Origin of the sequence: Pedobacter ghigonis (assembly GCF_903166585.1) — a bacterium.
GTDB classification, from domain to species: Bacteria; Bacteroidota; Bacteroidia; order Sphingobacteriales; family Sphingobacteriaceae; genus Pedobacter; species Pedobacter ghigonis.
Genome location: NZ_CAESCM010000002.1, coordinates 495,473 through 517,582, shown reverse-complemented (window position 1 = coordinate 517,582; position 22,110 = coordinate 495,473). Strand labels below are relative to the sequence as shown.

General features: G+C 39.3%; 18 protein-coding genes. 7 read left to right on the top strand and 11 right to left on the bottom strand.

Translation table 11 applies throughout. From position 1 onward, the window contains the following. Positions 1–26: 26 nt before the first annotated feature. From HWV58_RS05445 to HWV58_RS05430, 4 genes are all read right to left on the bottom strand, one after another. Positions 27–662: a response regulator transcription factor gene (locus tag HWV58_RS05445; protein WP_175633104.1), complete on the bottom strand. Its 636-nt coding sequence runs from the start codon at positions 660–662 to the stop codon at positions 27–29. A gap of 513 nt (positions 663–1,175) precedes the next feature. Next, the gene (locus HWV58_RS05440) at positions 1,176–2,144 is read right to left on the bottom strand and encodes an FKBP-type peptidyl-prolyl cis-trans isomerase (protein ID WP_175633103.1); all 969 of its coding nucleotides are present in this window, start codon (positions 2,142–2,144) and stop codon (positions 1,176–1,178) included. 153 nt (positions 2,145–2,297) lie between these two features. Further along, positions 2,298–3,296: an FKBP-type peptidyl-prolyl cis-trans isomerase gene (locus HWV58_RS05435; protein ID WP_175633102.1), complete on the bottom strand. Its 999-nt coding sequence runs from the start codon at positions 3,294–3,296 to the stop codon at positions 2,298–2,300. Between the two features lie 48 nt (positions 3,297–3,344). Continuing rightward, entirely contained in the window at positions 3,345–4,355 is a 1,011-nt protein-coding gene (locus HWV58_RS05430) for a DHH family phosphoesterase (RefSeq protein WP_175633101.1), read from the bottom strand. A gap of 119 nt (positions 4,356–4,474) precedes the next feature. Here HWV58_RS05430 and HWV58_RS05425 point away from each other — a divergent pair, with 119 nt between their 5' ends. From HWV58_RS05425 to HWV58_RS05415, 3 genes are all read left to right on the top strand, one after another. Continuing rightward, positions 4,475–4,894 carry a nucleoside-diphosphate kinase gene (locus HWV58_RS05425; RefSeq protein WP_039479466.1) on the top strand — a complete coding sequence of 140 codons (420 nt, stop codon included), beginning with the start codon at positions 4,475–4,477 and terminating at the stop codon, positions 4,892–4,894. A 212-nt stretch (positions 4,895–5,106) separates the two neighbouring features. Continuing rightward, positions 5,107–5,874 carry an FKBP-type peptidyl-prolyl cis-trans isomerase gene (locus HWV58_RS05420; protein ID WP_175633100.1) on the top strand — a complete coding sequence of 256 codons (768 nt, stop codon included), beginning with the start codon at positions 5,107–5,109 and terminating at the stop codon, positions 5,872–5,874. Positions 5,875–6,099: 225 nt separating this feature from the next. Beyond that, positions 6,100–6,276, top strand: coding sequence for a hypothetical protein (locus HWV58_RS05415; RefSeq protein WP_175633099.1), 177 nt, complete (start codon positions 6,100–6,102; stop codon positions 6,274–6,276). Between the two features lie 84 nt (positions 6,277–6,360). On the opposite strand, the gene HWV58_RS05410 is transcribed toward HWV58_RS05415, so the two are convergent. Both HWV58_RS05410 and recF read right to left on the bottom strand, forming a co-directional pair. Next, positions 6,361–6,651, bottom strand: a complete 291-nt coding sequence (locus HWV58_RS05410) for a DUF721 domain-containing protein (protein WP_124561540.1) — start codon at positions 6,649–6,651, stop codon at positions 6,361–6,363. Then, positions 6,644–7,747, bottom strand: coding sequence for a DNA replication/repair protein RecF (recF, locus tag HWV58_RS05405; RefSeq protein WP_175633098.1), 1,104 nt, complete (start codon positions 7,745–7,747; stop codon positions 6,644–6,646). Before recF ends, HWV58_RS05410 begins: the two co-directional genes overlap by 8 nt. 122 nt (positions 7,748–7,869) lie before the next feature. Here recF and HWV58_RS05400 point away from each other — a divergent pair, with 122 nt between their 5' ends. Beyond that, positions 7,870–8,262, top strand: coding sequence for a hypothetical protein (locus tag HWV58_RS05400; protein WP_175633097.1), 393 nt, complete (start codon positions 7,870–7,872; stop codon positions 8,260–8,262). 122 nt (positions 8,263–8,384) lie between these two features. Beyond that, a complete protein-coding gene (locus HWV58_RS05395; protein ID WP_175633096.1) occupies positions 8,385–9,050 on the top strand; it encodes a tetratricopeptide repeat protein in 666 nt (221 codons plus the stop codon). 510 nt (positions 9,051–9,560) lie between these two features. Here HWV58_RS05395 and pth read toward each other — a convergent pair. The 3 genes from pth to HWV58_RS05380 all read right to left on the bottom strand — a co-directional run bounded on the left by pth (position 9,561) and on the right by HWV58_RS05380 (position 12,075). Then, on the bottom strand, positions 9,561–10,121 hold the full coding sequence (gene pth, locus HWV58_RS05390; RefSeq protein WP_175633095.1) for an aminoacyl-tRNA hydrolase: 561 nt from the start codon (positions 10,119–10,121) through the stop codon (positions 9,561–9,563). 276 nt (positions 10,122–10,397) lie between these two features. After that, on the bottom strand, positions 10,398–10,982 hold the full coding sequence (locus tag HWV58_RS05385; RefSeq protein ID WP_124561535.1) for a 50S ribosomal protein L25/general stress protein Ctc: 585 nt from the start codon (positions 10,980–10,982) through the stop codon (positions 10,398–10,400). 151 nt (positions 10,983–11,133) lie between these two features. After that, positions 11,134–12,075, bottom strand: coding sequence for a ribose-phosphate pyrophosphokinase (locus HWV58_RS05380; protein ID WP_039479579.1), 942 nt, complete (start codon positions 12,073–12,075; stop codon positions 11,134–11,136). Between the two features lie 369 nt (positions 12,076–12,444). Between HWV58_RS05380 and HWV58_RS05375 the strand changes: the two genes are divergently transcribed. Both HWV58_RS05375 and HWV58_RS05370 read left to right on the top strand, forming a co-directional pair. Beyond that, complete coding sequence (locus HWV58_RS05375) at positions 12,445–15,471, top strand: glycosyltransferase family 117 protein (protein ID WP_175633094.1); 3,027 nt, start codon at positions 12,445–12,447, stop codon at positions 15,469–15,471. A 217-nt stretch (positions 15,472–15,688) separates the two neighbouring features. Then, positions 15,689–18,727, top strand: coding sequence for a DUF2723 domain-containing protein (locus HWV58_RS05370; RefSeq protein WP_175633093.1), 3,039 nt, complete (start codon positions 15,689–15,691; stop codon positions 18,725–18,727). A gap of 172 nt (positions 18,728–18,899) precedes the next feature. Here HWV58_RS05370 and HWV58_RS05365 read toward each other — a convergent pair whose 3' ends face one another. Both HWV58_RS05365 and HWV58_RS05360 read right to left on the bottom strand, forming a co-directional pair. Then, a complete protein-coding gene (locus HWV58_RS05365; RefSeq protein WP_175633092.1) occupies positions 18,900–19,862 on the bottom strand; it encodes an acetyl-CoA carboxylase carboxyltransferase subunit alpha in 963 nt (320 codons plus the stop codon). Positions 19,863–20,437: 575 nt separating this feature from the next. Further along, positions 20,438–21,997 carry a S10 family peptidase gene (locus tag HWV58_RS05360; RefSeq protein WP_175633091.1) on the bottom strand — a complete coding sequence of 520 codons (1,560 nt, stop codon included), beginning with the start codon at positions 21,995–21,997 and terminating at the stop codon, positions 20,438–20,440. Positions 21,998–22,110: the final 113 nt, after the last annotated feature.

The following is a 22,110-nucleotide window of genomic DNA, read 5'->3' as shown; positions in this document are numbered from 1 at the left end:
GTTTTAAAGCTATGGGGGCTTATTGCTTAAATCAGCTGGTGTTCGCGTGCAAAATTCAACAAGCCAATAATAGATTTTACCCCGGTTTTGCGCCAAATATTTTTACGGTGGGTTTCTACAGTATGTTCCGAAATAAAAAGCATTTTTCCAATATCAGCAGAGGTGTGCTCTTTCGCAATCAGTTTAATGATTTCTATTTCCCTTGGCGATAAATTATTGATGGGAGTAACATGGTTTTCTTTTTGGTAACCATTAATAAATTTACCTGCAATGGCACGCTGTATATAAGTTTCATCTTGCATTACTTTATTAATAGCCTTATGCAACTCGGTATGCTTTACATCTGCAAGTAAGCATCCATTAATCCCAGCTTTCAACATGGCCGAAATGCTGTTAAAATCGTCCCGGGCAGATATTACTATAACTTTCAGTAGAGGAAATTCTTTAGTAATCATCGCTAACAATTGTGTGCCCTCCTTTTCGTTACTGCTAAAATTTACAATGGCAATATCAGGCACTTTTGCTTGAATGATCTTTTGATTAGCTGCTTTAAATGTGGTATTACCCGCAACCGTTATATTGGCAGCCTTATTTAATACCTTATCTACACAAGCTACCAATGTATAAGCATCATCAACCAAAAAGAGCTTAATCTTCTGCATAAAGTTTAGTTTAGCTATTTATCTCTTAATAACTGGCTTTACCAGATAATGGTTTAAACAAAATTTGACCATTTAGTTTACAACTTTTTATACAGGTATAAGCATTTCATTAAAAGCTTTAAATTTTATGTTATCAGGTAAGATAGACTGTAAATTGATTTTTGCAGGGACTAATATCCGCCAAACACAGCTATATAAACAAACACCTTGCTGTTTGAACAGATCGCTAGTATTGATCTTTATTGCACAACTCCTACCCTCCATTTTCTGTCCATCGGAACAGGATATAGATCCTCTGTTGAAAAACACGCTAAACAGCAGATTTTTCAGGCCCATGAACAAAACAACAATGGTTGAGCGCAGCATGACCAGTGGGATGATTAGTTTTAGCTAAACTAATTTAATCATTTATTTAACTATCTGCTATAGTTTTATAATTTCCAGGACATAAAAAAAGCACAAAGAACATTTAAAATCGATGTTCCTTGTGCTTTTCAGTCTTTATTGATAGATCTATTTACTTAAAGGCAGTGCAACGTCGGGTTTAATGATTCCTTTTAATGCAACATCAAAAACCAATGGTGTAAATGGGTTAATAGGCCCACCGCCATTTTCGCCAAAGCCTAAACGTGATGGCAGGATCATTTTAATCTTACCACCAATACCAATTAACTGGATGCCTTGCACCACGCCTTGAGGCAATTGGCCCAAAGGCAGTTTACGCGGCACATATTGTACACTTTCTGAAAAAACACCTGCTTCTTTTGCCGTTTTAGCATCAGAAGTATCGAAAACATTAATGCTTCCGTTAGATTTTTTGTTGGTAAACTGACCGGTATAATCAATTAATACGGTATCGGTTAAAACCGCTCTTTCTGCATTACCAGGTGAGGCAATTACATATTGCAGTCCGGATGGAGCTTTAGTAACTTTAAGTTGGTTATCGGCTATATATTTAGCGATTTTAGCAGGCTCTACTACTTTGTTTTTTTCATTTAAAGCCTTGTATTCTGCCTCGAAGAAAAGTCTTTTTTTAGCATCAAAAATCGAATCGGGATCTTTTCCCTTGTGCAATACCTTTTCAATTTTTATGGTAAAGGAAGCAATATTCGACTTTAATCCTTTTGGTTTTGGCTGGCCAGAATATTTCTCCATCGAATCTAAATTCAGTTTAAAAACGGCACTATCGCCTTCACCAAGCAGTTTTAATCCTGATGCTAAATCGCCTTTAAACATCGATTTACTGATGGCGAAAAATGCCGGGCGTTCATTATCGTAAGTATTTACCATTACCGAATCGGGATTGGTATTGGTTTCTACCGTTTGTATACCATTTAATTTTACATAGTCGCCATCCTCGATTTTTGGTTTACCCTCACTTTTATAGATTTTGTAAGTCATATCGCCCTCGCCTTTTTCAAATCTGTTACAGGCTGAAAGGCCAAGTACTGCGGCCAATAGTAGTATAATTCCGTTTTTCATTTTCATTAATCCGTATAAATCCCTACAAAGATAGACTATAATAAGCTTCAATAAATCGTAGAAATGTTTTATTTCGCTCCTACAGCAAAAAAACGACCAAAAAAAATCCTGCTTAAATAAATAAGCAGGATTTTCTTAATCTGGTATTAAAAATTATTTTTTAACTATCGGAGCAGGCATTTGAACCGGAGCTTGTGCCGGTGCAGCTTTTCCTTTAATAATATCTTTAATTTCTACTTCGAAAGCAATTGGGCTAAATGGCATAATACCCACTTGAGGCGCACCTTGCTCGCCGTAACCCAGGTTAGAAGGGATAATTAGCTGAACTTTACCACCTTTACCAATTAACTGTAAACCTTCGGTAAATCCAGGGATTGTACCACCTACAGGCATTTTTTGAGGGCCATAAGGTTTACCTGGTTTAAATTCGTTTTCAGCTTTAGCTAATTTCTCATCGCTGGTATCAAAGATTTTGTATTTACCATCTTTGTTCTTTTTGGTTACTCTACCAGTGTAATCAATTAATACAGTATCACCAACTGCTGCTTTTTCTGCACTACCTGCATTTTCAATGATGTAGTGTAAACCGCTTGCAGTAGTTTTAGTAGTTAATTTATTATCGTCGATATAAGCTTTTAATTTAGCAGGTTCAGCAGCTTTCTTTTTATCGGCTGTTGCTTTGTAATCAGCCTGGAAAAATTCTGAAGCTCTTTTGTTGAAAGTAGAATCAGCTTCGCCAGCTTTTTTCTTGAATACTTTCTCGATTTTTACAGTAAAAGTGATGTATTTATCGTTTTTGAACTGCTCTGGTTTTGGTTGTTTGCTATGGAAAGCCATAGTATCCAGGTTCACTTTAAAAGTTGCACTATCACCCTCTCCGAACAAAGTTAATACATCATTCATATCACCTGCGTACATTTTTTTCTGTGCAGGGAAAACAGCTGGAGTTTCGCTATCAAAAGTGCTTGATAAAACTGAATCTTTATCGTTTTTCTGAATAAAGTTCATTTTAACGATATCGCCTTCTTTGATTTTTTCGTTACCCGCTGAGTGGTGAACAGTGTATAATAACCCTCCGGCTCCCTTTTTCTCTTTGTTACATGCTGCTAAACCTAAAGTGGCTGCTGCTAGAATAATAATTCCCTTTTTCATTAAATTTAATTTGACTTTTTTAAGTTTTGATTGTTTATTTCTGCCTTATCAGGCCAGCAATTGTTCTTTATAATCTTCTAATATCGATTTAAATTCCGAAACTACATCATTTAATGGTTTTTCTGATGCGCCACCGGCTGCATTTCTGTGACCACCGCCGTTAAAATACTTTTTACAGATCTCGTTGGCCGGAAAATCGCCCGTTGACCGAACAGAAAGTTTTACTTTATCGGTACGTTCTACAATTAGTGCAGCCAAACGAATACCGTTAATCGAAAGTGCATAATTTACCACACCTTCAGTATCGCCGGTAATGCTATGGTATTGTGCCAGCTCATCTTTAGTAACCGAAATAATAGCGGTATTGTAATCTCTTAAAACTTCGAGTTTGTTAGACAGGCAATAACCTAAAAAGCGCAGGCGGTTTTCGCTTGAATTATCGTAAACCAGCTCGTGAATTTTAGCCTGATCGGCACCCAAATCAATCAGATTGGCAGCAATACGGTACACTGCAGCTGTAGCCGACGAGAAACGGAACGATCCCGAATCGGTCATGATACCGGTGTACAGACAAGAAGCCACATCTTTATTGATTAGCTCGCCATCCTGTAACTGATTTACAATAAATTCGTATACCAGTTGTGCAGCAGCACAGGCATTGATATCCCAGCAGCGGTAATCGTCAAAATCCTCGGGTTCTAAATGGTGATCGATCATGATCTTTTTAGCACTTGCGGCCCTAACCAACTCACCAAGTTCGTTAATGCGACTCAAAGTGTTAAAATCGAGGCAAAAAATAACTGAAGCCTCTTCTACTAACCTGGCGGCCTCTTCCTGCTGCTCTGTAAAAATAATTACGTCGCCATTGTTTGGCATCCAATGTAAAAAAGTAGGGTAATCGGTAGGTGTAACCACCTTAACATGATGACCTTTCTGAATTAAATATCCATATAAGCCCAATGATGAACCCATTGCATCACCATCTGGTTTATGGTGCGTGGTAATTACAATGCGCTGTGGCGAAGCCAGTAATGTTTTTAATTCGGGTAGTGTAAGCATATATTTTTTGCGCTGCAAAGCTAAGTAATTTTTAATACTAAATAAGGTGTATTTAGTGTTATCCTTTTATATTCATCAATTAAAACGTATTTTTGCAAAAAAAATGATATCAAAGCACAATGAGCACTAACAGAACTTTTACCATGATTAAGCCAGATGCGGTAGCAAACGGCCATATCGGATCTATTATTAATGACATTACCAATGCAGGTTTTAAAATCATAGCATTAAAATATACTAAACTTACTGAAGAAACTGCTGGTCAGTTTTATGCAGTACACGCTGAGCGTCCTTTCTACAAAGATTTAGTTAGCTTCATGTCTTCAGGACCAATTGTTGCTGCTATTTTAGAAAAAGACAATGCAATTGAAGATTTCAGAAAATTAATCGGTGCTACCAACCCTGCTGAAGCTGCAGAAGGTACTATCCGTCAGAAATATGCTAAATCAATTGATGCTAACGCTGTTCACGGTTCAGATTCTGACGAGAACGCAGAAATTGAAGGAAACTTCTTCTTCAAAGCAGACGAGCGTTTCTAATTGTTGAAACAAAATATTTGCAATAAAACCCCGAAAATTCGGGGTTTTATTGTTTTAGCATTTTTGTATCTTACGTGCTTGAAAAAATAGCGTCTACCATTTAACCTGCTCAAAATAATTACACATAAACAATCAATGAACCATCGTGATTTAGCAAGAATTAAACAAACAATCATGATCGCTTCATCACAAATGAAAACAAATTAATACGAATGAAAAGAATTTTCTTAGCGGTATGCCTTTCGGGTATTACTGTTGCCTCTTACGCACAAACCAAAACTGCAGCAAAGAAACCAGTTGCAAAAAAAACAACAACGGCAGGTAAAACCACAACTGTTACAGCCTTAAAATCTACTTTAGACTCTACCAGTTATGCTTTTGGCACTTCAATTGGTGCCGGCTTAAAAACTACCGGTTTATCTACCTTAAATTACGAGGTTTTATTAAGAGGCTTAAAAGATGCATTTACAGGTGGCAAGGTGGTTTTAAACCAGCAACAGGCGCAACAATGCATTAACGATGCATTGGCCAAAGCATCGGCTGTTAAAAACAAAGCAGAAATTGAAGCAAATAAAATTAAATACGCACCAATTATGAAAGAAGGACAAGAGTTTTTAGAACAAAACGGAAAACGTGCAGGCGTACAAACTACTGCAAGTGGTTTACAATATGAAGTTTTAACTGCCGGCACAGGAGTTAAACCAGTAGCTACCGATTCGGTATTGGTACACTATAAAGGTACCTTATTAAATGGTAAACAGTTTGACAGCTCTTACGACAGAGGTGAGCCGATTTCTTTCCCGCTTAATGCTGTTATTGCAGGCTGGACTGAAGGTGTACAATTAATGCCTGCAGGTTCGAAGTATAAATTTTATATCCCTTACAACTTGGCTTACGGAGCGCGTGGTGCCGGAGCAGACATTCCTCCTTACAGTACCCTGATTTTTGAGGTAGAGCTGTTGAAGGTAAACGGTAAATAAAAACAAAATGTAAGATGGAGGATGGAAAATGTAAGATTGATCCATCTTCCTGATCGTCATTTCGGTTGTTGCTTTGCTTCGATCGAAATGACGATTTTTTTTGCACTAAACTCAGGATTTTACACCGTCAGAAGGTAACATCTGACACCAGCGCAACAGCAATTATTGAAGCTCCGCAAAACTTTCTTAACTATTTGATGTTCCTATTAAGAAATCAACATCAATATGAAAAAGATATTCCCAATAGCACTAATTGCATTTTTGTGCACCACCTTAAGCAGCTGTGAGCTGGTAGAAGGTATATTTAAAGCCGGCGTATGGTCGGGTATTATTATCGTGGTAGTAGTGGTTGCACTGTTAATCTGGATACTATCTAAAGTATTTGGCGGAGGGAAGGGCTAGTTTTGAGTTGGGAGTCGGGAGTTTGGAGTCTTCGATCCAGAGTTTCTTAGGGTATAGGCAGAAAACCTATGCCCCTTATTTTGCCTATAAAAAGATCATCTCTGTAATCACTTCGCTCCCGGCATGCTCGTTCAGTTTTTGAATAATGCCCTGACGAACTAAAATCAGCTCATTTTTAATTACCGACGACTCAATTCTTAAAAAAAGCTTTTTATCATGAATATAAATCTGCTTGGTACGGTTTGCAATGGCGGTGCCCATAATTTCGGGCCATACCGATAAAATGGACGTTTCATCGAACTTACGGCGTATACGATACACATCAAGCATTTTGCTTATGGCATCTTTTAAAGTAACATCGTTAGGTTTACGCATTTTCTATAGTTCCATTATCAACTTCAAACAAAGTTACATCAACTTCTATTTTTTCAAAAATCGATTTTACTCTTTCTTTTCCGGTATCGGTTATAAATATTTGTCCAAAATCATGGTGTGATACCATTTGCATTAATTTTTGAACGCGGTTATCGTCCAGCTTATCAAATATATCATCTAACAAAAGTAAAGGTTTAAATCCCTTGTTCTTCGCCAGATAGGCATATTGTGCCAGTTTTAAAGCAATTAAAAAGGATTTCTGCTGTCCTTGCGAGCCGAACTTTTTTAAAGGCATACTGCTGATTACAAAAGCCAGCTCATCTTTATGTATTCCGGTGGTGGTTCGCTCAAGTATTCGGTCTTTCTCCACAGCTTTTTTCAACAATTCTTCAAAAGTAGCTTCGTTGAGCTGCGATTGATAATTCAGTTCTACCACTTCCTTATTTTCGGTAAGGTAGGTATAATAATGGTTAAACATCGGAATAAACTCATCCATAAAGGCCTTACGGATGCCAAATATTTTATTGCCTGCCATTACAAGCTGCTCGTCTAAAATTTCGAGCAATGCCGGATCGTATTTGCGGGTAATGGCAATCTGCTTCAATAAAGCATTGCGGTTGGCCAGAATACGATTATAGGTAATCAGCTGATCGAGATAATGCCCGTCGGTTTGCGAAATTACGTTATCGATAAACTTCCTGCGTTCTTCGCTCCCCTCCATAATCAGGTTTACATCGTAGGGCGAAACCATAACCACCGGAAACAAGCCAATATGATCGGCCAGTTTATCGTATTCTTTTTTATTGCGTTTAAACTGTTTTTTCTGATTGCGTTTTACCCCGCAGGAAATTTTTTCATTCTTTTCACTCCGGTCAAAATCGCCCTGAATCATAAAAACCTCTTCACCTGTTTTAATCTGCTGGGTATCTATTGGGTTAAAATAGCTTTTGCACAGGCAGAGGTAGTGAATAGCATCAAGCATATTGGTTTTGCCCGATCCGTTATTACCCGTAAAAACGTTCACCGTTTCCGAAAAACGGAGATCAGCGTCGGTGTAGTTCTTGAAATTGAGCAGGGTAATGTTTTTTAACCACATAAATATGTCACAAATTTACCGTTTTTTAGCTGCTTAACATTCAATGTTTAAAATTAACGTTAATTACATTTAAAAATATTGTACTTTCATAGCAAGGAAAAATTTCAATGGTTGCACAAAAAATGTTAGAAGGAAATGTTCTGTGGTCCTACGATCATGAACTGACCAATGAAAAGGGTACCGGATGGATTAAAAAGATAGCTGGTTTATTTTCATTTTTAAAGCCGAGACACAAACACGAGGGCAATATACTGCTGGCTTCGAACGGGATCTTTATCACCGGCGATGAACAGCTGGAGGTACCTTTATCGCATATAGAAGAAGTTTATATGGGTTTCGACGAGTTGTTCCCCGCTTCAGCCATCAAAAATTTCGGCTTGTTCTGGCAGCCTATCCGCATCCGCTCAACCATCAGCCGTTCGGAAAGCCAAACAGTTTACCTGGTAATTAACCGTACAGGTATTTTTAGCGACAACCAAACCTGGTTTAACACGCTAATTAGCCTGCTTCGTTAATTGTGACAGGCATTTTGCACTTTTGGCTCCTAAATAACTAATGTTTAATTAAATACTTCAAAATAAAGATTGATACTTTGATTGAAAAATGTATTTTTGCAATCTTAATTTTTTAAACAAACATGTCTACAACAGATAATCAGACAATTCAACCGACTAAAAAAGGTTCATTTTTACAAGAGAATAATAAGAGCTTACTTTTTATAGCAGGCGCTGTAGTTGTATTAGTTCTAATCTACCTTTGGTATCAGGGTGTGTACTTAAAAGGCCGTGCTGAAGAAGCTGCGAGCAAAATGTACAAAGCTGAGCAATATGTTGGAGTAGATTCATTATCGAACAAAGCGGTTAAAGGCGACGCTGGTTTCCCTGGTTTTGAGCAAATTGCCAAAGAATACGATAACACCAAATCGGCAAACTTAGCTAACCTTTATTTAGGTGGTATTTATTTACGTAAAGGCGAGTTTAAACAAGCAGTAGAATCGTTAAGCAAATATAGCGCTACAGGTAGCCCGGTTGCTGATCCATTAGCTTTAGGTTTATTAGGCGATGCTTACAGCGAATTAAAAGATTACAAACAAGCTGCTACTTATTATAAAAAAGCTGCAGACAAAGCGAGTAAATTTACTTCGCCAATGTTTTTAAAGAAATTAGGATTGGTGAACGAAAACCTAAAAGATTTTAAAGGTGCTGTTGATGCTTATACTAAAGTAAAAACACAATATCCTGAAAGTGCAGAAGCACAGTTAATTGATGCTTATATTGCAAGAGCACAAGAGCAAGTTAAATAATCATTAACTAACTATATTTTACTTAAAAGATCATCGAAAGATGGTCTTTTTTTGCTTAATTGAATTCTTTTTCCAGCAGTATCTCGCGCGATTCCTCATGCTGAATTTATTTCAGCATCTTTCTTATATTTAATCCCTCACCAATAAACACCTTTTTTTTTGGAAATCAATTGCTGATGCTTTTGGCCTGGTTCAGTCCCGCTCTCCGTTTTTTCCGGCGCTGATATACCTGGTAAAACAGTTTGTAGATGAAGCACCGGAACCACTTCGATCGGGTTTAAGGAGCAAGCTCAGTAGTGCTATTTGAAGTTGTATGGAGCAGAAAGACCTAGCGTAATCTTAAGAATAGTTTTGTATTGAGATTCTTCGTTATGCGCAGAGCAAAAAAGCATAGTAACTGGAACCTAGCCCCTATAACTTTTAAAGGTAGAGGTGCTGAAATAAATTCAGCATGACGGAAGTACCAGTTAACCGATTTAAACAATTAACCGATTAACCTAAATTATTAAATTATTTATTAAAAGCCGTCATGGTGTGGGCCGGGCCAACGGTAACAAAACTCTTAATCAGGTCTACGCTTTTATCAATTAACGCCGGAAGTTCTAACTGTTCGTTTTTATCAAATAGCCCCAATACAAAATCTACCTGGCGACCTTTGGGATAATCATTTCCGATACCGAAACGTAAACGGGCATAGTTTTGTCCGCCGCAAACTTCTTCTATACTTTTAAGGCCGTTATGCCCTGCACTTGAGCCCTGCAGTTTTAATCTGAGCTTACCCAGTGGCAATGCCAGGTCATCAACAATCACCAGCACGTTTTCAGGCGCTATTTTAAGCTCTTTCATCCAATAATTTACCGCTTTACCACTCAGGTTCATAAAAGTGGTTGGTTTAATTACGTGCAGTTTCTTGCCTTTAAAACCTACCTCAGCATAATAAGCCAGGCGAATATTATCAAAACTTCCGTTTAAGCCTTTAACCAGTTCATCGGCAATATCAAAACCAATGTTGTGTCTTGTATGCGCATAATCCGGACCAATATTCCCTAAGCCTACGATAAGATATTTCATGGCGCAAAGATAAAATGTTTAATGGAAGATGGAAAACGGATTATGGAAAGCCCGGCGATTAGTGTTAAGTGTTTGGCGGAAGATTAAGCTTAAAGCGGAAAGATCAATAACTAAGGCAAAAAGTAGACAGACCAAAGGCTAAAGATGAAATATTGGTGTCTAATGGTGAGTTAAAACATTTGGGGACCAAATTTCTTATACAACAAAAAAGCGATAAAGAATTCCTTCTTTACCGCCTTTAATCTGTGTAATCTTTTAATCAGGGTAATCCCTTAATTATTTTTTACCTTTAGCAGCTTCAGTTTCTGCTTGTTTTAATGCTCTTGACATTGCAACAGAAACGATAGTATCTTCAGGAGTGTTAGTGATTACGTATTTATCACCTGAAAGGTCACGAACACGGAATAAACTACCTACTTCTAATTTCTCTAAGCTTACTTCTACGTTTTGTGGCATGTTAGCTGGTAACGCTTTAACACGTAGTTTACGTAATTTTTGGATTAATTTACCCCCCATTTTAACACCTGGAGAAGTTCCGGTTAATTTAACAGGGATTTCCATAACGATTTCTTTCTCGTCGAATAACTGAAGAAAATCGATGTGTAATAATACGTCGGTAAGTGGGTGAAACTGAGTATCTTTAACGATAGCTTTAGTTTTAGTACCGTTGATGTCGATCTCCACAAAGTTCACTTCCGGGGTATAAATAACGTCTCTTAAGTCAGCAATAACTACAGCAAAATGCTGTTGTTCTTTACCACCATACAATACCGCCGGAACTTTACCTTCGTAACGAAGTTCCTTGGCATCGCGTTTCCCTACGTTCTCTCTTGGAGAACCGCTAATTGCGATTGTTTTCATTTTTATTTTATTTATTTATTAGTATTAAGCATCAGGTATTGGGAATTGCTTCTTTAACCTGCTACCATTTAAATTCTTGCTTAAGTTTAACTGGTTAACTGAGCACAAAACCCACAATTAACCGATTAACCAGTTTATACGATTAATCTAACTATACTCTAAACAGATCACTAATTGAGCCGTGTTCGTTTACATTGGCAATAGCCCTTGCAAATAAACTTGCTGTACTTAGTACTCTAATTTTCGGGCTTTCCTGTTTTAAAGGAATGGTATCAGTAACGATCAACTCGGTTAATACCGAATTTTCTACCGTTTCGATAGCTTTACCTGATAATACAGCATGTGTACAAACCGCTCTAACACTTGCAGCACCATTTTCCATAATCAAGGCCGCAGCTTTTGATAAGGTTCCGGCGGTATCGCAAATATCGTCGATCAATACAACGTCCTGTCCCTGCACATCACCAATAATCGACATCGATTCGATTTCGTTGGCACGTTTACGGCGTTTATCGCAAATAATTACCTCTGCATTAAAAAACTTGGCAAATGTACGTGCCCTGTACGAACCACCCATATCAGGCGATGCTATAGTTAAGTTTTTTAAGCCCAGGCTTTTGATATAAGGTACAAAGATAACCGAACCGTCTAAGTGATCAACCGGAATATCGAAGAAACCCTGTATCTGTGCAGCATGTAAATCCATCGTCATGATGCGGTGAATACCTGCCGACTTTAATAAGTTAGCCACTAATTTGGCTCCAATAGCCACACGTGGTTTATCTTTTCTATCCTGACGGGCCAAACCATAGTAAGGAACTACAGCAGTTATGTAATGTGCAGATGCTCTTTTAGCGGCATCAACCATTAACAAGAGCTCCATTAAGTTATCGCTAGGCTGGTAAGTAGACTGGATTAGAAAAACATCACTACCACGAACTGATTCATCGAAAGAAGGTTGAAATTCGCCATCACTGAATTTGTGAATGGTTACGTTACCAAGTGGTTTGCCGTAGTGTTCGGCAATCTTAAGTGATAATCCCTTAGAACCTGTTCCGGAAAAAAGTTTAACCGGGTTGAACTGCAATGGCATGGGTCCGTGTAGTTTGCTGTTAAAAAAAATCGGATCATGTCTGTTTAAAACATGATCCGACGTTAAATTTCTGTTGTCCGACCTGGATTCGAACCAAGACAAACGGTACCAAAAACCGTTGTACTACCCTTATACTATCGGACAAAAACTTCTCGAAGATATTTCCTCGAAAGGGAATGCAAATGTAGGAAGCTTATTTCAAATTTGCAAGAGTGATTTTAAAATATTTTTAATTTCTTTCCCGCTCTTCCTGATTGCGATGCAAAGATAAAAAAATCATCATATAGCGTGCAACATTTTCTTTTTTTCTGCGACTTTTTTTACTGCGAACCACTTAAATCATTTATTATCAAAGACTAAATTTTCACTATGAATTACTCAAGGATTAACACCATTGGGGGCTGGCTATGCTTCATTGTTGCCGCAACCACCTACATTTTAACATTAGATCAATCTGTAAGTTTCTGGGACTGTGGCGAATTCATCGCTTCAGCCTTCCGAATGGAGGTGGTGCACCAGCCAGGAGCACCAATGGTATCGATGATCCAGCGATTATTCTCAGCACTTGCCTTAGGCGATAAAACCAAAATTGCCTATTTTATGAATGTAGCTTCGGCATTGGCCAGCGCAGGCACTATTTTATTCCTCTTCTGGACCATTACTGCCCTCGCTAAAAACACCATTGTTAAAAAAGGTGAAGCTATAAGTACTCCAAAAACAATCAGCATCATGGGCGCAGGTCTGGTTGGTGCGCTGGCTTATGCCTTTTCTGATAGTTTCTGGTTCTCGGCAGTGGAAGCAGAGGTTTATGCCCTGTCATCGCTCTGCACAGCCATCGTATTCTGGGGCATCTTAAAATGGGAATCGCAGGCCGACGAACCTAAAGCAGACCGCTGGTTATTGTTTGTAGCTTATATCATGGGCCTTTCTATTGGCGTGCATATCCTGAATTTGCTAACTATACCAGCTTTAATATTTGTTTATTATTTTAAAAAGTTCCCTAAACCGACCTGGCAAAGCGTTGTAAAAATATTTTTGGTTTCAATTGCAACATTAGCGGTTGTACAATTTGGCCTCATCCAATACCTTATAGCGGCTGCAGCCAAATTTGATTATTTCTTTGTAAATACCCTGGGTTTTGGTTTTGGAACCGGTGTTATGTTCTTTGCTGTTTTGCTTATCGGAGGGCTGGTATACGGCATCCGCCATTCCATTCTTAAAAACAAAAGGGCATTAAATTTAATCCTGTTATTTACCGTATTGCTCTTATTTGGTTACAGTTCTTTTGCACTTTTAATTATCAGGGCACAGGCCAAACCCAATTTAAATAATACCGATCCCGAAAATGTATTTAACTTTTTAAGTTATGTAAACCGTGCCCAATATGGCGACAGGCCTTTGTTGTATGGCGAGAATTACAATTCGGAAAAGATCGACATTAAAGAAACCGGACAGTTGTATAGAAGAGGAGAAAAAAAATACGAATCGGCGGGTACCAGATCAGAATATGTTTTTGGCGAGAAAACCCTTGCGCCACGCATGTACAGCGACAAACCTGAGCATGTTAAATTCTATAAAAATTACATGGGCTTTGACGATACGCATAAGCCAACCTTAATTGAGAACCTGAAATACATGTTTTCTTTCCAAACCGGCCAAATGTACATGCGCTACTTTATGTGGAATTTTGTGGGCAGGCAGGATAATGAAGATGGCCAGTTTGGGGGTCGCCCAGGCACCTGGTTAAGCGGCATTAAGCCTATAGATGCCATCCGATTAGGTGACCAGAAAAACCTGCCACCATCAATTGTAGAAAACAAATCCTATAACCGTTTCTTCTTTTTACCCTTAATTATCGGGCTAATTGGTGCGATTTGGCACTTCAAACGCAACCAGAAAGACGCTGGTGTTGTTGGTTTAATGTTTGTTTTTACCGGTATTGCTATTGTCGTGTATTTAAACTCAGTGCCCATTGAGCCACGCGAGAGAGATTATGCTTATGTTGGCTCCTTTTATGCTTTTGCCATCTGGATCGGCTTAGGTGTATTCGGGTTAAAAGACTGGGCGTTTAAAAAGCTAACTCCCCTACGCGCAAGTATCTTCGCCTCCATTATCGCTTTATTTGCTGCACCACTTATTATGGCCGAACAAGGCTGGGATGACCATAACCGATCGGATAGTCATGTAGCCCACGATATGTCGGTTAATTACTTAAAATCGTGCGCACCAAACGCCATCTTATTCACTTATGGCGATAATGACACCTATCCGGTTTGGTATGCACAGGAAGTGGAAAACATTCGTCCAGATGTACGTGTAGTAAACCTAAGCCTATTTACTGCTGACTGGTACATTGATGGGATGCGAAGGAAACAAAACCAATCGGAGCCCCTGCCTATTACTTTAACACCGAACCAATATGTAGCCGGAACACGCGACATTATGTATTACCAGGATTATAAAATTACGCAGCGTATTGAGCTGAAAGAAATCCTGGATGTACTGCTATCGGATAACGACGCGGATAAGGTAACCATGAACGATGGTTCAAAATACAATGTGCTGCCAACCAAAAACCTGAAACTTTCGGTAAGTCCGCAGCAGGTTTTAGATACAGGCACGGTACCCAAAGAGGATGCAGGCAAGATTTCCGATAGCATGGAGTGGACATTTAACCAGAACTATGTAACCAAAGGCACGCTCGCTTTATTTGATATTTTGGTCCATAATAACTGGGAACGCCCGATTTATTTTACCGGAGCAATGCCCGATGAGCAATATTTAGGACTGAATAAATACCTATACTCGGAAGGACTGAACAAAAGGCTACTGCCTTTAAAACCAGATACGGCAATTGAACAAGATTTTGACCGCATTAACATTATACCTTTATACAACAACCTGATGAACGTTTATGGTTATGGTAACATTAAAAATGCCAACCATTTAGACAGACAGTCATCGGATGATGTAACCATGCTATCGAACATGTTTAACGGTTTATTAAATGGCCTGATAAACGAAGGTAAAATTGCGGAAAGCAAAAAGGCAGCTAATAAATTTATGGATGTGATTCCCACTAAATTTTACAGCATGCGCCAGGTAATGAGCACCTATTATTTTACAGAAAGCCTCTATCGTTTAAACGACCTGAATCGGGCAAATGAAATGATTAAAAGAACTGCCGATTATGTCAACAAGGAGCTCACGCATTTGGCAGACGTTTCAGAAAGCAAAAACCAGCTCGCCGCAGAGCAGGATGTGCGCTTTTACCTGGCCTATTTAGGGCAAATGGTAAAACTTACAGAAGCCTTTAAACAAGACGGGTTAAGCAAAAACCTCGAAAAACAATACAACAATCACATTATCAGGTTTACCCCATTTGCAACAGGCTAAGCTAAAAACAGTTCAAATTTTAATCCACGGGCAGATTTTACATTTCAGGTCCGTGGTTTTTTATTTTCCGGATTGGCCAAAATCCTCGAAGCGAACGGGATTAAGGCGTTAAATTTTGTTAAATCAATCCAAAAAATTACCTGTTTTATCGACTAGAATAGTTAATTTCGGCAGCATTTTTATGTAAAAACAATTTTTAATATCATTAAACAAACCAATGAATTATTCAAAAGTTAATAATATAGTAGGCTGGATCTGCTTTTTAATTGCTACACTAACTTACGTTTTAACCTTAGAGCCTTCTGCGAGCTTCTGGGATTGCGGCGAATTTATTGCATCAGCATTCAGGATGCAGGTTGTTCACCAGCCAGGAGCACCTTTGTTCTTAATGATCCAACGGTTCTTCTCTATTTTTGCTACCGGCGATTTAACCCGGATTGCTTACTGGATGAACGTAGGTTCGGCCGTTTCGAGTGGAGCAACTATTTTATTCTTATTTTGGACAATCACTGCGTTGGCTAAAAAAACCATTGTTAAAGCAGGCGAAGAGCTTACCACTGGTAAACTGATCAGCATTATGGGTGCCGGAGCTGTTGGTGCACTAGCTTATACTTTTTCTGATAGTTTCTGGTTCTCGGCAGTTGAATCGGAGGTTTATGCACAATCGTCGTTATTTACTGCGATTGTTTTCTGGGCTATCCTTAAATGGGAGGCACATGCCGACGAGCCGCGGGCTGATCGCTGGTTGCTATTCATTGCCTATATCATGGGGTTATCTATCGGTATCCACTTATTAAACTTATTAACTATCCCCGCGCTGGCTTTTGTTTATTATTTCAAAAGAACCGATAAAGCTACCACAGGCGGTATTTTTAAAACCTTAGTTGTTGGGATTTTAATTCTGGCGGTAATCCAGTACGGAATTATCCAATACCTGGTTTCGTTTGGTGCATACTTCGATTTATTCTTCGTAAATACATTGGGTATGGGCTTTGGAACTGGTGTTTTGTTCTTTGCCATTATATTAATCGGCGCCTTGGTTTGGGGTATCCGCTATTCAATTAAACACCAAAAGAAACTTTTAAACCTGGGTTTAATTTCTACAGTACTGATTATTTTCGGTTATGCATCGTTTTCCATGATCATTATCAGGGCTAAAGCCGATCCGAACTTAAATAACAGTGCACCTAAAGATGCTTTCTCTTTCTTAAGCTACCTGAACCGTGAGCAATACGGCGACAGACCATTAGGTTATGGCCCTAACTACAACTCAGAAAGAACGGGTGTAACAGAGGGAAAAACCATCTGGAGAAAAGGAAAAGAGAAATACGAAGTAGCCGGCAAAAAAACCGATTACCAGTACAATAACAATACTTTGTTGCCTCGCATGTATAGCGATGACCCTAAACATGCCCAGTTTTACAAAGAGTGGATGCATTTAGACGATTCTAAAAATCCTAATCTGGTTGATAACGTTGGTTTCTTGGCTAGCTATCAGATTGGTTACATGTACATGCGTTACTTTTTCTGGAATTTTGTTGGTCGCCAAAACGACGAGCAGGGTCAGGGTAGCGGTTTTGAAGGTGAGTGGATTAGCGGAATTAAACCTATCGACTCGTGGTTACGTGGCGATCAAAGCAATTTGCCACCATCAACCATTGATAACAAAGCTTATAACCGTTTCTTCTTTTTACCTTTAATTATGGGTATCATAGGTGCTTTATGGCACTTTAAACGCAACCAAAAAGATGCTGGTGTAGTTGGTTTGTTATTCTTCTTTACCGGTATTGCAATTGTACTATACTTAAATCAGAAACCGCTTGAACCACGCGAAAGGGATTATGCCTATGTAGGCTCTTTCTATGCTTTTGCCATATGGATTGGTTTGGGGGCATTAGCCCTCAAAGAATGGGTATTTAAGAAGGTAAGCCCAACGGCAGGTGCCATTGGGGCAACAGTAATTGGCTTATTGGCTGCGCCGGTTATTATGGCCGAGCAAGGCTGGGATGACCACGACCGTTCTACCAAACTGGTTCCACATGATATTGCTTTAGATTACCTGCAATCGTGTGCGCCTAATGCCATTTTATTTACTTATGGCGATAACGATACCTACCCGCTTTGGTATATTCAGGAGGTAGAAAATGTACGTCCGGATGTGCGTATTGTAAACCTGAGTTTATTTGATACTGACTGGTATATTAACGGCTTGCGTCAAAAACAAAATGAGTCTGCTCCATTGCCAATTACCATGAAACCTGAGCAGTATGTACAGGGTGAGCGCGATGTAATGCCTTACGATGATTATAAACTTGCTGGCAACGTTGAACTTAAAAACGTGGTTGATTTGTTATTATCAAACGATGAGAGCGATAAAGTACCTATGCAGGATGGATCGAAATCTAATTTCCTGCCAACCAAAAACTTTAAAATTACGGTAGATCCGCAGCAGGTAGTAAGTACCGGAACGGTTTCGGCGGCAGATGCCTCGAAAATTACTACCGAAATGGACTGGAAGTTTAACAAAGGTTATGTCACCAAAGGAACTTTAGCGATGTTCGATATCCTTGCGCACAACAACTGGAAACGTCCGATTTATTTCGCTTCTACAGTACCTTCTGAGCAGTATAACGGTTTAGACAAATATTTATACAGCGAAGGTTTAGCTTTACGTTTATTGCCGTTTAAAGCCGACACTACTTCGACAGATGAACGTCCGGAGCAGTTAAATACGCCAGCTTTATACAATAACGTGATGACTAAATTTAAATGGGGTAATATGAAAACCGCTAAATATTTAGATCCACAATCATCAGATGACACTTTTATCTTCACCAATATTTTCAGCAGCTTAACCAACAGCCTGATTAAAGATGGTAAAATAGCAGAAGCTAAAAAAGTTGTGGATAAATATTATGAGGTAATGCCTGATAAATTCTTCGGTATCCGTACAGTAGTTGTGAAGTTCTACATGGCCGAAAACTTATATAAACTGGGTGAAACTGCCAGAGCGAACGATATTTTAGAAAAATCGGGTGATTACATCAGTAAGGAATTAAACTATCTGGCCGATATTTCCCAATCAAAAGGCTTAACGGGTTCTCAGAATATCCAAACAGGTTTATACTATCTGGATAGAATGATTAAAACCAGTAAGGCAGCTGGTCAGGATAAATTGAGTGACAAGCTTCAAAAAACATTTAATAACCTGGAAGGCCGTTTATCGATGTTCTTCCCGCAACAAGCTCCGCAATAGTAAGCGGATCTTAAAATAGCTTACAAGCAGCTGCATTAATTTGTAGCTGCTTTTATGTGGTAAAATAAACCTCACAGGTTTTTAAAACCTGTGAGGTTTTGGTAATTGCCTAACAAAAAAATCCTGCCAGGCATAGCCAAACAGGATTCAAATTTATTTTAGTTAATGATGATTATTCGTTAACAACACCCATCGCACAGAATTTATCAATCCGTTGTTCGATCAGTTTATCGGTTTTTAGCTTACCTAAAGAAGCTAAATCTCTAACAATGTATTCTTTTAGGGTTTGTCCCATTAATTCAGGATCCTGGTGTGCGCCGCCTAAAGGTTCAGGAATGATTCCGTCAATTAACTTATTGCCGAACATATCGTCGGAAGTTAATTTAAGGCATTCTGCTGCTTTTTCTTTGAAATCCCAGCTTCTCCATAAAATAGATGAACAAGATTCAGGAGAAATAACCGAATACCAGGTATGTTCAAGCATATATACCTTATCGCCAATACCAATACCTAAAGCTCCACCTGATGCGCCCTCTCCTACCACGACACAGATAATCGGCACGCGAAGGATTGACATTTCTAACAAGTTACGGGCAATGGCTTCGCCTTGTCCGCGTTCTTCGGCCTCTAACCCCGGGTAAGCGCCCATGGTATCGATAAAAGAAATTACTGGTTTGTTGAATTTTTCAGCCAAACGCATTAAACGTAAAGCTTTGCGGTACCCTTCAGGATTAGCCATACCAAAATTGCGGTACTGACGCTCTTTGGTGTTTTTACCTTTCTGGTGACCGATAACCATTACTGTTTGGCCATTTATTGAAGCAAAACCACCGATAATAGCCTTATCATCTTTAACTGTTCTATCCCCGTGCAACTCAATAAAATCATCACAGATCATGTTGATATAATCGAGTGTTTGCGGGCGGTCTGGGTGACGGCTCATCTGAACCTTGTTCCAACCGGTTAAATTTTTATATAAGTTATTGGTAGTTTCATCTAATTTACCATCAAGCTCATCTAAAGTGGCAGACATATCTACCTTAGTTTTTTCGGCAACTTGCTTAACTTTCTCTATCTGCTGAACCAGGTCGGCAATAGGTTTTTCAAAATCGAATGATGTTTTTATCTGCTGCATAATTGAACCACAAAAATAAGTAATTATTTTTAGTTTGCAGTGATGTGTTTTTCGTTTAGAGTTTTACTATACAAATACTTGTCGCAAAGCCGATTATTATCATTTACGATTTGAAAAGCAATTGCAGCTATCTTTAGGTTAAAACAGTCCCGCCCCCGTTTCTGCCGGTCGAAACCTGTGAAACAAGCAAGCACACCATAAATAAATAAAAAACAGCTGCTTAAACCGGCATCTCACTATGGTCGGGTTTAGTTTACGTAGGTTTTGCTACTATGAGGGGTTTCCGTACCATCGCACCAAGTTATATAGCCCTGATTGAAATGGAAGGCCCGCAAACGAGGAACGAGTGCGGACTTGTAATGGAAAGCAGGACTGACATTAATTTTTACACCGGGATTGCGCTTCAAATGAAGCTAAAAAGGTTGTAGTAAAGAGTTGACAACTTAAATGGCATTGTGCCTGTAAAAGTTGTCAACTCTGGATTTGTGTCCTTTCGGGTGCAACAAAGTCGAGAAATCTATCCACATAGATCTCTCCACTCCGCTGAGCGTCGGTCGAGATGACGATCAGCCTGGCTAAAACTTAGCAGCCTCTCCTGCTTTTGGCAGGGCTTTTTTAATAAACTCGCGAATATGGTTATTGGCCGTTTTTAAATCATCTTTACGCAGGTACATCATGTGCCCGCTACGGTAACCTTCCCAGCTTACCCTATCCTGTAATTTACCGGCGGCATCTAATTGCCACATGCTGTATTTGGCATTGAAGTAATCGCAGGCACCATCGTAGTAGCCCGATTGTACCAGCAAATGTAAATAAGGGTTTTGTGCCATGGCCTGGCGCAGGTTATCTCCGGTTTGGTCGCCACTTTTATCCCAGGGATAAACCGAGCCGAACATATTGTATTTTAAATCTGTTTTATAGTTAAGCTCGTTGCGCAGGTACATATTAATAGCCGGCGTAAAAGAATGTAGCCACGAAGTTAACTCAGCATTATAATCAGGGCCTTCGCCAGCACTCATTTTATCTATACCGCGATAGCGCGAATCTAAACGACCAACGGTAAAACCTTTATCCCTTAATAATTCTTTCCAGAAAAAATCGGTAGGCACGTTGAGGTTGTAATCTAAAATAACCTTTTCAGAAAGGCCTGAGTAACGGGCCATTTTACCTGCAATGGCTTTCTTTTTATCGGCACTAAGCATACCGCCTTGCGAAATGGCCGGAAGGAGCTCGTTAATGGTAAAAGTTTCTACCTCGGGCAGCATTGCTGTTAAATCTTTACCTTGTAAATCTGCAGCCAGGGCTTTATGATACCAGGCTGTGGCTGCAAAGTAAGGCAAGCGTAAAGCTGCATCAACCGGACCGCTACGCTCAATACCCAGCTCGGTAGGTGAAACCAATACCACTCCGTTTAAGTACATCCATTGATTGTTTTGCAGCTCTAAAGCTAGCCCCGAAACACGCGTGGTACCATAACTCTCACCAATTAAAAACTTAGGCGAGGCCCAGCGGTTGTTGCGAGTTACAAAGGTATTGATCCATTCTGCAAGGTATTTAATATCGGCCCTTACGCCAAAAAATTTGTTGGTTGGAATATCTTTACTTACCGCTCTCGAATAACCTGTGTTTACCGGATCGATGTACACCACATCGGCTACATCTAAAATCGAATATGGATTTTCTTTATATCCATAAGGCTGCACAGGGTAACCTTCGTCATCGATATTTAATACCACCGGACCAGTGTAGGCAATGTGCATCCAAACTGATGCAGAACCCGGACCGCCGTTAAAAGAAATCACCAGGGGTCTTTTATCTCGGTTTTGCACATCACTGCGTTCGTAATAGGTATAGAACAAACCTGCAATGGCTTTCCCTTCTTCATCCCAAACAGGCAGGGTGCCGGCAGTTGCCTTATAGGGTACGGCCTTGCCATCAATAGTTACCGAGTGGTTGCTCACCACTGTACTTTCTACTTTTATATTCCGCTCATTATTCCCCGGTTTGGCTTCTTCTTTAACGGTAACCTGTGTGGTGGTAACGGTTTCTTTTGACTGATTTTTTTTAGGGCCTTGCTGGGCCTGGGCCATAAGACCTCCTATTAGTAAGGTAGCTAGTACAAATCTGAATTTCATTGCGTTAGTTGGTTTGGATTCTAAATATCAAACTATTGTGTGGTTAATCAAAAATCGCATTAGAAATGTTACCAATAAAAAAGCCTGCATTGCTTTTGGCAAATGCAGGCTTT